Here is a 14,356-nt window from a genome sequence, read left to right on the forward strand (position 1 = left end):
CGTAGCCCGACAATCTGCATCGGTGGTTATGGGTCCCTGCTCCCGTGCGCAATTGCGCACTAGGCAGGGACGACACGGAGTTTGTCGCCGTCCTTCACGCCATTGTGCCGGCGAGAACGAGCGCTCAGCGCAGGCTGGCGTTGATCTTGTCCAGCACGGCCGAGCCGGGGCAGAGCGCTTGTTCGTCCAGCGTGTTGAGCGGCGTCTCGACGGTGTCGAGATGGGTGTGCAGATCCTCGGCTTCCGGATCGACATAGAGTAGGCCAGTGACGATCTGGCCCTTGGCTGCATGCTTCTGCAAGAAGGTCATCGCGCCGAGCCGATCGTGCGGATCGTAGTCGGCGTCGAGCTTGCGCAGCGCCAGCCTGGAGCCGTCATGCTGCTCGACCACCTGCACGGTGCCGGGCGCGTAGTCGACGCTGATCGGATCGCGGCCGACCAGCACGTCGAGGCGGTTCACCGCGTCATTGTGCTCGCGCACATAGTCGAAGCTCTTGGTCGAGCCGGCGTGGTTGTTGAAGGCGATGCAGGGGCTGATCACGTCGATGAAGGACGCGCCCTTATGGCGGATCGCAGCGGCAATCAAGGGAACCAATTGCGTCTTGTCGCCGGAGAAGCTGCGCGCCACGAAGGTGGCCCCTAACTGCAGCGCGATCGCGACCAGGTCGATCGCATTGTCGGTGTTGGTGACGCCCTTCTTCGACTTCGAGCCGCGGTCGGCGGTCGCCGAGAACTGGCCCTTGGTCAGGCCGTACACGCCGTTGTTCTCGACGATGTACGTCATGTTGACGGCGCGCCGGATCGAATGCGCGAACTGGCCGAAGCCGATCGAGGCGCTGTCGCCGTCGCCGGATACGCCGAGATAGATCAGATCGCGGTTGGCGAGGTTGGCGCCGGTCAGCACCGACGGCATCCGGCCGTGCACCGAGTTGAAGCCGTGCGAATTGCCGAGGAAATAGTCCGGCGTCTTCGACGAGCAGCCGATGCCGGAAATCTTCGCCACCCGGTGCGGCTCGATCGAGAGCTCGTAACAGGCTTCGATGATCGAGGCGGTGATCGAATCGTGGCCACAGCCCGCGCACAGGGTCGAGATCTTGCCCTCGTAGTCGCGATGGGTATAGCCCAGCTCGTTCTTCTTCAGGCCGGGATGATGAAACTTCGGCTTTGCAATGTAGGTCATGTCACGGCCTTGCGGAGAGGGGTCACCTTGAGGTGGTCCTGGTGGTCGCCGATGGCGTTGGCGATGAAGCGCGCGGTGATCGGCGTGCCGTCATAGTGCAGGATCGGCACCAGCCGCACCGGGTCGATGCCGTTCTCGTTGACGATCAGCTGGCGCAGCTGGGCGTCGCGGTTCTGCTCGACCACGTAGACGAAGTCGTGGTCGGCGATGAAGCTCGCGACACTGGAGTGGAACGGGAAGGCGCGGATGCGCATGCGGTCGAGCTGATGGCCGCGTGCCTCCAAAATCCCGATCGCCTCGTCCATCGCGGGCGAGGTCGAGCCGAAATACAGCACGCCGTACTTGGTCGGCTTCGCCGCGTTGGCCTGCAGCGGCCGCGGCACCATGTCCTGCGCGGTCTCGAACTTGCGCACCAGGCGCTGCATGTTGTCGGCGTAGACAGCGCCTTCCTCGGAATACCGCGCGTAGCGGTCGCGCGAGGTGCCGCGGGTGAAGTAGGAGCCCTTGGTCGGATGGGTGCCGGGATAGGTGCGATAGGGGATGCCGTCGCCGTCGACGTCGAGGTAGCGGCCGAAGTCGCGGCCTTCCTCGAGCATCTCCGCCGTCATCACCTTGCCGCGGTCGTATTGCTTGGCGTCGTCCCACTTCAGCGGGCGGCACAGCCGGTGATTCATCCCGATGTCGAGATCGAGCATCAGGAAGATCGTGGTCTGCAGCCGCTCGGCGAGATCGAAGGCGGCGGCGGCGAACTCGAACGCCTCCGCAGGATCCTCCGGGAACAGCAGCACGTGCTTGGTGTCGCCGTGCGAGGCATAGGCGCAGGCGATCACGTCGCATTGCTGGGTGCGGGTCGGCATGCCGGTCGAGGGGCCGGCGCGCTGGATGTTCATGATCACGGCCGGGATCTCGGCGAAGTAGGACAGGCCGATGAACTCGGTCATCAGCGAGATGCCCGGACCCGATGTCGCGGTGAAGGCCCGCGCGCCGTTCCAGGAGGCGCCGATCACGATGCCGATCGAGGCGAGCTCGTCCTCGCCCTGCACGATGGCATATTTCGCCTTGCCGGTCTCGGGATCGTGACGGTACTTCTTGCAGTGGCTGGTGAAGGCTTCCGCCACCGACGATGACGGCGTGATCGGATACCAGGCGCACACGGTGGCGCCGCCATAGACGGCGCCGAGCGCGGCGGCGCTGTTGCCTTCGATGAAGATGCGGTCGCCGACCTTGTCGGACTTCTTCACCCGCAGCCCGAGCGGGCATTTCAGGTTCTGCAACGCCCAGTCGCGGCCGAGATGCAGCGCGTGGACGTTGGAGGACAGCAGCTTCTCCTTGCCCTTGTACTGCTCGCCGATCAGCTGCTCGACCAGCTTGGGATCCAGGTCGAGCAGGGCGCAGAGCGCGCCGAGATAGATGATGTTCTTGAACAGCTGGCGCTGCCTGGGATCGGTGTAGGTCGAGTTGGTGATCGCGGTCAGCGGCACGCCGATGACCGTGATGTCCTCGCGGAATTTCGACGTCGGCATCGGCTTGGTCGAATCGTAGAACAGATAGCCGCCGGGCTCGATCGAGGCGACGTCCTTGTCCCAGGTCTGCGGGTTCATCGCCACCATCATGTCGACGCCGCCGCGGGCGCCGAGATGGCCGTCCTCGGTGACGCGCACCTCGTACCAGGTCGGCAGGCCCTGGATGTTGGACGGGAAGATGTTGCGCGGCGAGACCGGCACGCCGTGGCGCAGGATCGAGCGCGCGAACAGTTCGTTGGCGGAAGCCGAGCCCGAACCGTTGACGTTGGCGAAGCGGACGACGAAGTCGTTTACGCTGCTGATCGGGCTTTGGACTGACATGTTGATCCCGCTTGAACCATATCGATGAGGTACTTCTGCATGTCCCAGGCGCCGGTCGGGCAGCGCTCGGCACACAGTCCGCAATGCAGGCAGACGTCTTCGTCTTTCACCATGACGCGGCCGGTCTTCAGGTCGCCGGAGACGTAGAGCGCCTGGTCGTGATGCGGCGACGGCGCTTTGAGGCGCTGCCGCAAATCATCCTCCTCGCCGTTCTCGGTGAAGCTGATGCAGTCCATCGGACAGATGTCGACGCAGGCGTCGCATTCGATGCACAGTGGCGCGGAGAACACCGTCTGCACGTCGCAGTTCAGGCAGCGCTGCGCCTCGCCGAGCGCGAGCTTGAGGTCGTAACCGAGCTCGACCTCGGCGCGGATGTCCTTCAGCGCGACCACCTTGTCGCGATGCGGCACCTTGAAGCGCTTGTCGGCGGAGATATCGTTGTCGTAGCTCCACTCGTGGATGCCCATCTTCTGCGAGGAGACGTGCACCTCGGGCAGCGGGCGCTCGGTGATGTCCTCGCCCGACAGCATCTTGTGAATGGAGAGCGCGGCATCGTGGCCATGCGCCACCGCCCAGATGATGTTCTTCGGTCCGAACGCCGCGTCGCCGCCAAAGAACACCTTCGGATTGGTCGAGACGAACGTCTTGGGGTCGACCTTCGGCATGTGCCACTTGTCGAATTCGATGCCGCAATCGGCTTCGATCCAGGGGAATGCATTCTCCTGGCCGACCGCAACGAGCACATCGTCGCAGGGGATGGTCTCGTCCGGCTCGCCCGAGGGCACCAGATTGCGCCGGCCCTTGTCGTCGTATTCGGCCCGGACCTTCTGGAACGTGACGCCGATCAGCTTGCCGGCCACGTGCTTGAACGCCACCGGCACCATGTAGTTGAGGATCGGGATGTCCTCGTGGATGGCATCTTCCTTCTCCCACGGCGAGGCCTTCATTTCCTCAAAGCCGGAGCGGACCACCACCTTGACCATCTCGCCGCCGAGGCGGCGCGCGGTGCGGCAGCAATCCATCGCGGTGTTGCCGCCGCCGAGCACGATGACGCGGCGGCCTATCTTGTCGACATGGCCAAACGACACGTTGGCGAGCCACTCGATACCGATATGGATGTTGGCGGCGGCCTCCTTGCGGCCGGGAATGTCGAGCTCGCGGCCGCGCGGCGCGCCGCTTCCGACGAAGATCGCGTCATAGTTTTCGGCGAGCAGCTGCTTCAGGCTGTCGACGCGCTGGCCGCCCTTGAACTCGACGCCGAGGCCCAGGATGTAATCAGTCTCCTCGTCGATCACGCTGTCGGGCAGGCGGAATTTCGGAATCTGGCTGCGCATCATTCCGCCGGCCTTGGGATCGCCGTCGAACACGGTGCAGTGATAGCCGAGCGGGGCGAGATCGCGCGCCACGGTGAGCGACGCGGGGCCGCCGCCGACCAGCGCGATGCGCTTGCCGTTCTTCGGACCCGGCTTCGGCAGCCGATGCTTGATGTCGTCCTTGAAGTCGGCGGCGACGCGCTTCAGGCGGCAGATCGCGACCGGATTGTCCTCGACCCGGCCACGGCGGCACGCCGGCTCGCACGGGCGGTCACAGGTGCGCCCCAAAATCCCGGGGAACACGTTGGACTTCCAATTGATCATGTAGGCGTCGCTGTAACGCCCCTCAGCAATCAACCGGATGTACTCGGGAACGGGGGTGTGTGCGGGGCAAGCCCATTGGCAATCGACTACTTTATGGAAGTAATCCGGCGCCGAGATATCAGTCGGTTTCATTCCTACCTTTGACCCGCGCGAAAATGCCTGACCGCGCGGCCTTATCGTTGACCACGAACGCTCACACGGCGTTGTTCTGGTTTTTGAATTGGATCATAGGCTTATCTTATTAGAGCCGTTCCAGAGAAGGCAAAGGCTAAATTGTCCGATCATCAGCTTTCGCGCGGCTGATGCGCGTGTAGCGTTAATCTCGATTGCGTTATGTGGCGGTGCAGCATGAGTGCCCCGCCACTTCGCAAGTGTATGGGGATGATCTCCACGCGAACGTTGCGCGTTCGCTTCAGCCGCGCGGAAGATCGCTCTTCGCGATATCCCACAACAGCCTGTAGACGCCGCTGGTGATCACGAGCGGCTTCAAGGCTGCGTTGCCGGTGATGCTTGCTGCGGCCGCAGGCACCGCGCTGACATCGGTCGCGTCGATCAGGACGAACCAGTCGCCGGCGCCGGGATCGGCCTTGTCGGCATCGGGCGTCAGCGGCTTCGACAGCACGGGATCGTTCTCGAGCAGGTGCATCGAGATGATGCCGTCGCGCGCCGCCGGATCGAGTTGCTCCCGCAATGCAGCGCGAAGCTTGTCCGTGCCCTCGGCCGGCGGGCGCAGCCGGATGATGCCAAGCGCCGCGCCGCGGCCGACGCCGCGGCTGATCGTGATGCGCGCGACCCCGCGGATCATGTTCTGGAAGCGCGCAATGTTGGCCTTCGACCAGTCGGTCTGGCTGGCGAGCGCCCTGCGGTAGGCCGGGCTCTCAAGCACGTCGAAGGTCGTGGTCGAGTAGAGGCTGAGATATTTCGGCTTGCCGTCATGGGCGACGTAGCGGCGGGCCTCCAGGAAGCCGTCGATCGCGACCCGTTCCTCGAGATGCTCGCGATCGTACCAGCGGTTGAATTCAGCTTCGTGTAAGCTGTCGATATCCATCGAGGTCAGCAGCATGCCTTGTCCGGCGATTGGCATCGAGTGCTCCTTTTTTGCCTGTTTTATCCGCGCAATATCGCCTGGTCGCACGCGCCCGGGAAGCCGGTTCCGCCGTGCCCGAGACCGTGCAGACCAAGGATTGCCACAATTGCTGCAGTCCTGTTCAGCGCCGGTTCACAGAGGTAGCATTTCATTCGTTACGCCAACTCTAGAGAAGAAAAGGTACGACCACTATGGCGCGCATTCTGTGGGCATTGATCTTCGGTCTGGTGTCACTGGTGTCGCTTCCCGTGCATGCGCAGGACCAGGAGAAGCGCCTCGCGCTCGTCGTCGGCAACGGCGCCTATCAGGCCGGCGCGTTGCAGACCGCCGCAAATGACGCCGGCCTGATCGCGCAGACATTGCAGGCCGCCGGCTTCGACGTGATCGGCGCGCGCGATCTCGACGCCGAGACGCTGCGCAAATCATTCCGCGATTTCATCCAGAAGGTGCAGGACGCCGGGCCCAATGCGGTGGCGTTCGTCTACCTCGCCGGCTATGGCGTGCAGCTCACCGGCGAGAATTACTTCGTGCCGGTCGACGCCAAGATCGCCCGCGATACCGACGTGCCGGTCGAGGCGATTCGCCTCTCCGACTACAGCCATCAACTCTCGGCGCTGCCGATCAAGGCCGGCGTGATCGTGCTCGATGCGGCGCGCAGCAATCCTTTCGCCAAGGACGGCCAGCCGCTGGCCGGCGGCCTTGCGCTGGTCGATCCCGATCCGAAGATGCTGATCGCCTTCAATTCGGCGCCCGGCACCGTCGCCCCTGACGGCGCGCCGCCTTACGGGCCTTACGCGCAGGCGCTGGCGGAAATGATTCGCGCCGGCGGCCTGACTCTGCCCGAGGTGTTCGACCGCGTTCGCCTGCGCGTCAACGAGATGACCAAGGGCGCCCAGATCCCGTGGAACGCCCAGAAGGTCGACGCGCCCTTCATGTTCTTCGAGCGCAAGCCGGACGCGCCGCCGCAGCAGGTCGATGCCGGATTGCGCACCAAGCCGATCCGCGACTTCCCGGCGCAGGACGCCTACGCGGCGGCGCTGGAGCGCGACACGCTGCAGGGCTACGAGGATTACCTGCAGGCCTATCCGACCGATCCGCTCGCCAAGCGGGTGCGCGCGATCGTGGCGGCGCGGCGCGAGGCCATCACCTGGCGGCGCACCTACAACGCCGACACGCCTGATGCCTATTGGTCGTATCTGCGCCGTTATCCGCGCGGGCCGCATGCCTATGACGCAAGGCGCCGGCTTGCCTATTTGTCGGCCGCGCTGGAGCCGCCGCCGCAGTTCACCGCGCTCGACTACGACGTGCCGCCGCCGCCGCCCGACGAGATCGTCTATGTCGATCGCCCGGTGCTCTACTACAGCGATCCGGTGTTCGCCTTCGCGCCGCCTCCGCCGCCGCCGGTGTTCTTCCTGCCGCCGCCGCCGCCGGACTTCGTCGTGCTGCCGCCGCCGCCGCCGCCGATCGGGCTGTTCGTGCTGCCGACGCCGTTCTTCGTGGCGATGCCGGCCTATGTCGCCGCACCGGCCTATGTCGTGCCGCCGCAGAACAACATCGTGTTCAACAACATCCACAACACGACGGTCATCAACACGGTGATCAACAATCCCAACCCGACGCCGGCGCAGCTCCACGCCGCCGGGGTGACGGCGGCGATGGGCGGTGCGCCGGTCACGGCGGCACCGCAGCTGCCGGCCGCGGCGATGCAGCGCGCCAATCTGGCCCGGCCGGGCGGTCCGCAAGGCGTGACGCCGGCGCAAGGCGCGGCGATGGGAGCGCCCGGCGCTGCGCCGAACGCAGCCGCCGCGCCGAACGCGATGGGCGCGCCGGGTGCGCACACCTTGCCGGGTGCGAAGAACGGACCGCCGCTGCCGCAGTCGGCGACCGCGCCGGCCAATCCGGCGCAGCAGCATGGCGCCGTGCAGCCGGGCACCGTGCAGCCTGGCGGCGCAGCGCAGCCCGGGACCGCGCAGCCTGGAGCAAAGCCGGGTGCGCCGGCGCCCGGCAAGCCGGCGACAGCCATGGCGCCTGCTAACGCGCAGCCGGCTCCGCCTACCAAGCCCGGCGTTGCCCCCGTTGCCCCCGCGACCAACGCGCCGGCTTCGCCCGCGGCCGGCGGCAAGCCCGGGCGGCAGCAACCGCTCTCGCATGCCGCGACCGCGCCGACCACGAACGTGAAGCCCGCAGCGGCGCCGTCGCCGGCAAGCCGCGCGGCCCCGGCACGGCCGGCGCCGGCTGCGCGTTCGGCACCCGCGCATGCCGCGGTGTCGCCTGCGCCGGTCTCCCGGCCTGCGCCGGTACGGGCCGCACCTCCGCCGCGAGCCGCGCCTCCGCCGCCGCGTGCCGCAGCCGTTGCGCCGCGTCCGGCACCCGCACCGGCGCCGCGCGCCGCCCCGCCGCCGCCACCACGGCCGGCAGTGCAGGCGCAACGTGCAGCACCGCCGCCAAGGCCCGCGGCACCACCTCGAGCCGCAGCGCCGGCATGTCCTCCCGGCAAATGCAAACACTGAGGGCATGACACCATGAGCCGGGCAGGTCAGCCTTCATGAGCATCACGGCCACACTCGGATCGCGGATATCAGCGAAACTCACAATCGGTACGATCGCGGCGCTGGTGGCGTTCCACCAGCCGGCGCGGTCGGCCGAGCTTTCAGCGCAGGACATCGCGCTGCTCGATCGCCTGACCTGGGGCGTCAACGCCACGAGCGCGGCGCATCTGCGCGAGATCGGCACCGAACGCTGGCTGCAGGAGCAGCTGCATCCGGCCAACGTCGCGCTGGCGGCCGCCGTGCAGAAGCAGATCGAGGCGATGCCGGACGTGCATCGCTTCCCGTTCGACATCGCGGCCTCGTTCGACCAGCAGGGCAAATCCGCCAACCAGGTCGCCGATCCGGAGCAGCGCAAGGCGGCGCAGCAGGTCTATCAGCAGGCCATGAACGACCGCGCCAGGCAGGCCGCGGCCCGCACCATCCTGCGCGCGCTCTACGCGCCGGATCAATTGCGCGAACGCCTGACCTGGTTCTGGTTCAACCACTTCAACGTCCACCAGTACAAGGCCAACATCCGCGTGCTGGTCGGCGACTACGAGGATCGCGCGATCCGCGCCAATGCGCTCGGCAAGTTCCGCACCCTGCTGTCGGCGACGCTGCATCATCCGGTGATGCTGCGTTACCTCGACAATGCCGACAACGCGGCCGGTCATCTCAACGAGAACTACGCCCGCGAGATCATGGAGCTGCACACCATGGGCGTCGGCTCCGGCTACACCCAGGCCGATGTCGAGGCGCTGGCGCGGATCCTCACCGGCGTCGGCATCGACTTCAAGTCGGAGGATCCGAAGCTGAAGCCCGAGCTGCAATCCCAGCTGGTGCGCGAGGGCGCCTTCGAGTTCAATCCGGCACGCCACGATTTCGGCGACAAGACTTTCCTCGGCCATCAGATCAAGGGCCGCGGCCTCGCCGAGGTCGACGATGCCCTCGACATCCTCTGCCGTCACCCGGCGACCGCCACGCATATCGCAAAGCAGCTTGCGACCTATTTCGTGTCGGACAATCCGCCGCCTGCGCTGGTGCAGCAGATGGCGCAGACCTTCCAGAAGACCGACGGCGATATCGCGGCCGTGATGTCGACGCTGGTCCATGCGCCGGAATTCACCGCGAGCTTGAAGGGCGGCGCCAAGTTCAAGGACCCGATGCTCTACGTGATGTCGTCGGTGCGGCTCGCCTACGACAACAAGGTCGTCCTCAATACCCTGCCGATCCAGGGCTGGCTCAACCGCCTGTCCGAGGGCCTGTTCAACCACGAGACGCCCGACGGCTATTCGATGCTGTCGGCGGCCTGGAACGGTCCCGGGCAGATGATGCTGCGCTTCGAGATCGCGCGTGCGATCGGCTCGGGATCGGCCGGGCTGTTCAAGCCGAACGAGCCCAACGCCGTCGACCAGCCGGCGTTTCCGCTGGTCATGAACGGGCTCTATTTCAGCAACATCCGGCAGACGCTGAGTCCGACCACGCTCGCCGCGCTCGACCAGGCCGTGTCGCCGCAGGACTGGAATACGCTGTTTCTGTCGTCACCCGAGTTCATGCACTGAAAGGGAGGTTCGCCAATGGACCGCCGTGAACTGATCAAGGCCTTCGCCGCTTCCGCTTCGCTCACCCTTGCCGGCCGGGTGTGGGCCGCGCCCGCCACCGACGCGCGCCTGCTCGTGGTGTTTTTGCGCGGCGCCTATGATGCGGCCAACGTGGTGGTGCCGGTCGGCAGCGAGTTCTACTACGCGTCGCGCCCGACGCTCGCGGTCGCACGGCCCGACGCCGGCAATCCGAACGCGGCGCTGGCGCTCGACGCCGGATGGGGACTGCATCCAAGCTTGCGCGATTCGATCTATCCGCTGTGGGCCAGGCGCGAGATCGCGTTCGTTCCGTTTGCCGGCACCAGCGATGATCTCTCGCGCAGCCATTTCGAGACCCAGGACACGATCGAGCTCGGGCAGGCGGTCGGCGGCAGCCGCGACTACCGTTCCGGCTTCATGAGCCGGCTCGCGACCGAGCTGACACGGGTGAAGCCGATCTCCTTCACCGACCAGCTGCCGCTGATCTTCCGCGGCCACAACCAGATCCCGAACATCGGCATCGCCAGCGTCAGCAAGCCGGGCGTCGACGACCGCCAGGCGCGGCTGATCCGGGAGATGTATGCCAAGGGCGATCTCGCCAATTCGGTGTCGGAAGGCTTTCGGGTCCGCGACGACGTCTACAAATCGGTTTCCGAGGAGATGATGGCGGCCAACCGTGGCGCGGTGTCGCCGCGCGGCTTCGAACTGTCGGCGCGGCGGATCGGCCGGCTGATGCGCGAGCAGTTCAACCTCGGCTTCGTCGATGTCGGCGGCTGGGACACCCATGTCAACCAGGGCGCGGCGACCGGCTATCTTGCCGATCGTCTCGGCGAACTGGGCAGGGGCCTTGCCGGCTTCTCCGAGGAGATCGGCCCGGCGATGTGGCGCGACACCGTTGTGGTCGTGATCTCCGAGTTCGGCCGCACCTTCCGCGAGAACGGCGACCGCGGCACGGATCACGGCCATGGCAGCGTCTATTGGGTGATGGGCGGCGGCATCAACGGTGGACGCATGGCCGGCGAGCAGGTCCAGGTCGCGCAGGCGACGCTGTTCCAGAACCGCGACTATCCCGTCCTGACCGACTACAAGGCGTTCTTCGCCGGCCTGATCCAGCACGTCTACGGCCTGCAGCAGGCGAGCCTGGAGCGCATCTTCACCGGTATCAAGCCGAAGGATCTGAACCTGGTTTGAAGCGGCGCTGGCAAAATATCGAAAACAACCCCATGCACAGTAGCCGTCGGCTCCCGGTGTTCGACCCGGCAACTTGACACGTCGGGCAACTCAGCGGTACTTTTCCATTATTCAGAAATCGTGGAATATCGCCCGCGCGGCCTTCGCGCCGCCGTGTTTATCGTTCGAAAGCCGAGCTTTCCGCAGCTCTACTGCGGTTGTGTCTGAGCACAGCGCGCCAGGTTGGCCCTGACCACGAGGTGATGAAAAGGCCTGATCGCGTTGAGATAGGTGAAGCCCAGGGCATTGTGGGTATGCACGACGGTTGTCGCGATCAGCAACGTGCCCATTGGAGAATGGCGTCGCAGCAGAGATAGCCGGAAGTCCAGGTGCCGGTCATCCGCACCGAGCACGATTTCGTCCTTGCCCTCCCAGTGCACCGGGAAGAAGTCCACCCGTTCAAGGCTGTCCTGCGACGTCCTGACCGTATCGGAAGTCTTGATGCCAAACGGTGTGACCATGGCGTCCCGCAGCGCGATCAACGTCTTTTGCCACGCGGGTGGATTGACGAGTGTCCGCGTCGCCAGCTCGCGCATGCTCGACTGTTCCGATGCATTCAAGTCGATGCTGTAGCTATCGAGCAAACTGGCGTTCTCGTACCAGCTCGCAACCACGCTTTCCGACGGCGGCGTCGTCCGGCGTACCTGCGGTTTGCGGTCGAAACCCATGCTCATGATGACGTCACCTGTTCAAGGGGCCAATAGGAAGAGCTATTCTCAGTTTTGGACGCGTGCAATGACCGGGCTCTGAGAGCCGACAGTAGTCCGAAGTTCAACCCGCTTTCGCCGCGAGGTCCGCGATCGCCTTCATCACGGCGTTGCGGATGCCGGGATCGTAGAGGATGTGGCCGGCGCCATCGACGATGCGAACCTCGCTGCCCGGCCAGCGCGCGGCGAGCGCGTGCGACGTCGCGGGCGGGCACAGCAGGTCGTAACGGCCCTGCACCAGGATGCCGGGAATGCCGGCGAGCTTGCCGGCCTCGTCCATCAGCTGGTTCGGCCGCATGAAGCAATTGTTGGCGAAGTAGTGCGCCTCCATGAACGGCGTTGAGGGCAGGGCGCCAGATGCCTTCGTCAGGTCGAGCCGGGTCTGCTTCGGCGTGTGCTCCGACAGCGTGCGTTCGGTGTCGTGCCAGGCGCGCGCGGCCGGCGCATGCACGGCTGTGTCGGGATCGAGGATGCGGCGGTAATAGGCCGCAAGCGGCGTCGCACGCTCGGGCTCGGGCAGGAAGTTGAGGAAGTCCTCGGAGAGGCCGGGATAGACGCGCGGCAAAGCGCGCAGGAACACGTCTTCCAGTTCCTCAGCCGTGCCGAGAAACGTCGCGCGCAGTGCGAGCCCGCTGACCCGCTCCGGATGCGCCTCTGCATAGGCCAGCGCCAGCGTCGCGCCCCAGGAGCCGCCGGCCACCATCCAGCGCGCGAAGCCGAAGCGCTCGCGGATCTTCTCCAGGTCGGCGATCAAATGCTGGGTCGTGTTGTGGTCGCGGCCGCCCTTCGGCCGGCTGCGGCCGCAGCCGCGCTGGTCGAACAGCACGGCGTGAAAGCGTTCGGGATCGAACAGCCGGCGGTGATCCGGCTGGCAGCCGCTGCCCGGGCCGCCATGCAGATAGACCGCTGGGATGCCGCCCTCGCGCCCGACGCTCTCGACGTGCAAATTGTGCCCGTCGCCGACATCGAGCCACTCCGATGTCAGGGGAGCAAAGGGATCGGCGCGCCTTGCAGCCTTGCCGGCATCGGCATCAGGCGCCATTGCGCTGGTCTCCGTGTTCGTCCGTCTCCAGCGTGCCGCCGGCGAAGTTGCGGTAGAGGAAGCGGTTCTGCGTGCCGGCGGATTCCTGCTCGGCCTGCTTGAAGATCTCCTCGTGCCGCGGCGACAGCGCGCAGGCCGGGTCGGTATTGGCGGCATCGCCGGTCAGCGCAAAGGCCTGGCAGCGGCAGCCGCCGTAGTCGACCTCGCGGAATTCGCAAGACTTGCACGGCTCCGGCATCCAGCCGGTGCCGCGATAGCGGTTGAAGGCCTCCGAGTTCTGCCAGATCCAGGCGATCGAATGATTCGAACGGACGGATTCGAATTCGAGCCCGGTGATGCTCTCGGCGGCGTGGCACGGCAGCACCTTGCCGGCCGGCGAGATGTTGAAGAACTGGCGACCCCAGCCGCCCATGCATTTCTTCGGCCGCAGCGCGTAGTAATCCGGCACCACATAGTCGATCGCGAGCGTGCCCTTCAGGCGCGCCTGGGCTTCCTCGACGATCCGGCTGGTCTCCTCGATCTGCGCGATCGTCGGCATCAGCGCGGCGCGGTTCTTCAGCGCCCAGCCGTAATACTGCACGTTGGCGACTTCGAGCCGGTCGGCATCGAGGTCGACCGCCATCTGGATGATGTCGGACAGCTGATGCAGGTTCTGCCGGTGCATCACGGCGTTCACCGTGAGCGGCATGTCGAGCTCGCGCGTCCATTTCGCGACTTCGAGCTTCTTGCGATGTGCGTCCTTCAGGCCCGCGACGCGATCGGCGACCACGGGTTCATTGCCCTGGAAGCTGATCTGTACATGGCTGAGGCCGGCATCGGACAGCGCCGAAAGCTTGTCCCTGGTCAACAGCACGGCTGATGTGATCAGGTTGGAATAGAGCCCGACATCGGTCGCGTGCTGCACCAGCTCGACGATGTCCTTGCGCGCGGTCGGCTCGCCGCCGGAGAAATGGACCTGCAGCACGCCGAGCTCGGCAAGCTCGCTCAGCACCTTCTTCCATTCCTCTGACGTGAGCTCGGTCGAGCCGCGGTCGAGCTCGACCGGGTTGGAGCAATACGGACATTGCAGCGGGCAGCGGTGGGTGATCTCGAGCAGCACCGCGAGCGGGATGCCGTAGGTCTCGGCCGCCGAGCGGGTTTGCTCGAGCACCGCGAGCCCGTCGGTCGGGCCTGCCGTCGTTGTCTTGTTGCCGGCGAGCGTGTCACTCATGCTGTGCTCTCGCGCGCTTCGGTGAGAAAGCCCTTGTCGGCCAGGTCCTGCAGCATCGCGATCACGTCGGTCGCGATCGCCTCGCGTGGCGCGGCGTATTTTTCCGCGAGCTGATCCACCATCTCTGCGACGCTGCGCACGCCGTCGCAAAGCTGCAGCACCTCGACCGCGATCTCGTCCGGCGCCAGCACGCGCTCCGGGGCCAGGATCACCCAGACCTGCCGCGTTTCGTCGAATTTCAGCTTGGTATGGCGCGGCAGTTTCGGCCGGCTGGTCTCGCTGACGCTGATGTTGCGGCTGGCCATGATGTT

11 protein-coding genes are annotated in these 14,356 nt (G+C 65.9%); 3 read left to right on the forward strand and 8 right to left on the reverse strand.

What is annotated here, in order from left to right; genetic code table 11:
- Window positions 1–124: 124 nt before the first annotated feature.
- The 4 genes from XH92_RS12665 to XH92_RS12680 all read right to left on the reverse strand — a co-directional run bounded on the left by XH92_RS12665 (window position 125) and on the right by XH92_RS12680 (window position 5,745).
- A complete protein-coding gene (locus XH92_RS12665) occupies window positions 125–1,180 on the reverse strand; it encodes a 2-oxoacid:ferredoxin oxidoreductase subunit beta (protein WP_194459507.1) in 1,056 nt (351 codons plus the stop codon).
- Complete coding sequence (locus tag XH92_RS12670) at window positions 1,177–3,024, reverse strand: 2-oxoacid:acceptor oxidoreductase subunit alpha (RefSeq protein WP_076865744.1); 1,848 nt, start codon at window positions 3,022–3,024, stop codon at window positions 1,177–1,179. The genes XH92_RS12665 and XH92_RS12670 overlap by 4 nt, the downstream gene beginning before the upstream one ends.
- Window positions 2,994–4,793, reverse strand: a complete 1,800-nt coding sequence (locus tag XH92_RS12675; protein ID WP_194459508.1) for an FAD-dependent oxidoreductase — start codon at window positions 4,791–4,793, stop codon at window positions 2,994–2,996. The genes XH92_RS12670 and XH92_RS12675 overlap by 31 nt, the downstream gene beginning before the upstream one ends.
- 280 nt (window positions 4,794–5,073) lie before the next feature.
- Complete coding sequence (locus tag XH92_RS12680; protein WP_194459509.1) at window positions 5,074–5,745, reverse strand: DUF4286 family protein; 672 nt, start codon at window positions 5,743–5,745, stop codon at window positions 5,074–5,076.
- A gap of 194 nt (window positions 5,746–5,939) precedes the next feature.
- Between XH92_RS12680 and XH92_RS12685 the strand changes: the two genes are divergently transcribed.
- The 3 genes from XH92_RS12685 to XH92_RS12695 are packed head-to-tail and all read left to right on the forward strand — an operon-like array spanning window position 5,940 to window position 11,047.
- A complete protein-coding gene (locus XH92_RS12685; RefSeq protein WP_194459510.1) occupies window positions 5,940–8,258 on the forward strand; it encodes a caspase domain-containing protein in 2,319 nt (772 codons plus the stop codon).
- 35 nt (window positions 8,259–8,293) lie between these two features.
- Window positions 8,294–9,838, forward strand: coding sequence for a DUF1800 domain-containing protein (locus XH92_RS12690; protein ID WP_194459511.1), 1,545 nt, complete (start codon window positions 8,294–8,296; stop codon window positions 9,836–9,838).
- A gap of 15 nt (window positions 9,839–9,853) precedes the next feature.
- Window positions 9,854–11,047, forward strand: coding sequence for a DUF1501 domain-containing protein (locus XH92_RS12695; protein ID WP_194459512.1), 1,194 nt, complete (start codon window positions 9,854–9,856; stop codon window positions 11,045–11,047).
- 188 nt (window positions 11,048–11,235) lie between these two features.
- On the opposite strand, the gene XH92_RS12700 is transcribed toward XH92_RS12695, so the two are convergent.
- From XH92_RS12700 to pqqD, 4 genes are all read right to left on the reverse strand, one after another.
- Window positions 11,236–11,760, reverse strand: a complete 525-nt coding sequence (locus XH92_RS12700; protein ID WP_194459513.1) for a DUF2867 domain-containing protein — start codon at window positions 11,758–11,760, stop codon at window positions 11,236–11,238.
- A gap of 97 nt (window positions 11,761–11,857) precedes the next feature.
- The gene (gene pip / locus XH92_RS12705) at window positions 11,858–12,835 is read right to left on the reverse strand and encodes a prolyl aminopeptidase (protein ID WP_194459514.1); all 978 of its coding nucleotides are present in this window, start codon (window positions 12,833–12,835) and stop codon (window positions 11,858–11,860) included.
- A complete protein-coding gene (pqqE, locus tag XH92_RS12710) occupies window positions 12,825–14,045 on the reverse strand; it encodes a pyrroloquinoline quinone biosynthesis protein PqqE (protein ID WP_194459515.1) in 1,221 nt (406 codons plus the stop codon). The genes pip and pqqE overlap by 11 nt, the downstream gene beginning before the upstream one ends.
- Complete coding sequence (pqqD, locus tag XH92_RS12715) at window positions 14,042–14,350, reverse strand: pyrroloquinoline quinone biosynthesis peptide chaperone PqqD (protein WP_076865728.1); 309 nt, start codon at window positions 14,348–14,350, stop codon at window positions 14,042–14,044. The genes pqqE and pqqD overlap by 4 nt, the downstream gene beginning before the upstream one ends.
- Between the last annotated feature and the right edge of the window lie 6 nt (window positions 14,351–14,356).

This window comes from Bradyrhizobium sp. CCBAU 53421 (assembly GCF_015291625.1).
Lineage (GTDB): Bacteria > Pseudomonadota > Alphaproteobacteria > Rhizobiales > Xanthobacteraceae > Bradyrhizobium.

Excerpts from the sequence above, each read along its gene's own strand:
- XH92_RS12665 (WP_194459507.1), bottom strand. The coding sequence starts at position 1,180 with ATGACCTACATTGCAAAGCCGAAGTTTCATCATCCCGGCCTGAAGAAG.
- XH92_RS12670 (WP_076865744.1), bottom strand. The coding sequence starts at position 3,024 with ATGTCAGTCCAAAGCCCGATCAGCAGCGTAAACGACTTCGTCGTCCGC.
- XH92_RS12675 (WP_194459508.1), bottom strand. The coding sequence starts at position 4,793 with ATGAAACCGACTGATATCTCGGCGCCGGATTACTTCCATAAAGTAGTC.
- XH92_RS12680 (WP_194459509.1), bottom strand. The coding sequence starts at position 5,745 with ATGCCAATCGCCGGACAAGGCATGCTGCTGACCTCGATGGATATCGAC.
- XH92_RS12685 (WP_194459510.1), top strand. The coding sequence starts at position 5,940 with ATGGCGCGCATTCTGTGGGCATTGATCTTCGGTCTGGTGTCACTGGTG.
- XH92_RS12690 (WP_194459511.1), top strand. The coding sequence starts at position 8,294 with ATGAGCATCACGGCCACACTCGGATCGCGGATATCAGCGAAACTCACA.
- XH92_RS12695 (WP_194459512.1), top strand. The coding sequence starts at position 9,854 with ATGGACCGCCGTGAACTGATCAAGGCCTTCGCCGCTTCCGCTTCGCTC.
- XH92_RS12700 (WP_194459513.1), bottom strand. The coding sequence starts at position 11,760 with ATGAGCATGGGTTTCGACCGCAAACCGCAGGTACGCCGGACGACGCCG.
- pip (WP_194459514.1), bottom strand. The coding sequence starts at position 12,835 with ATGGCGCCTGATGCCGATGCCGGCAAGGCTGCAAGGCGCGCCGATCCC.
- pqqE (WP_194459515.1), bottom strand. The coding sequence starts at position 14,045 with ATGAGTGACACGCTCGCCGGCAACAAGACAACGACGGCAGGCCCGACC.
- pqqD (WP_076865728.1), bottom strand. The coding sequence starts at position 14,350 with ATGGCCAGCCGCAACATCAGCGTCAGCGAGACCAGCCGGCCGAAACTG.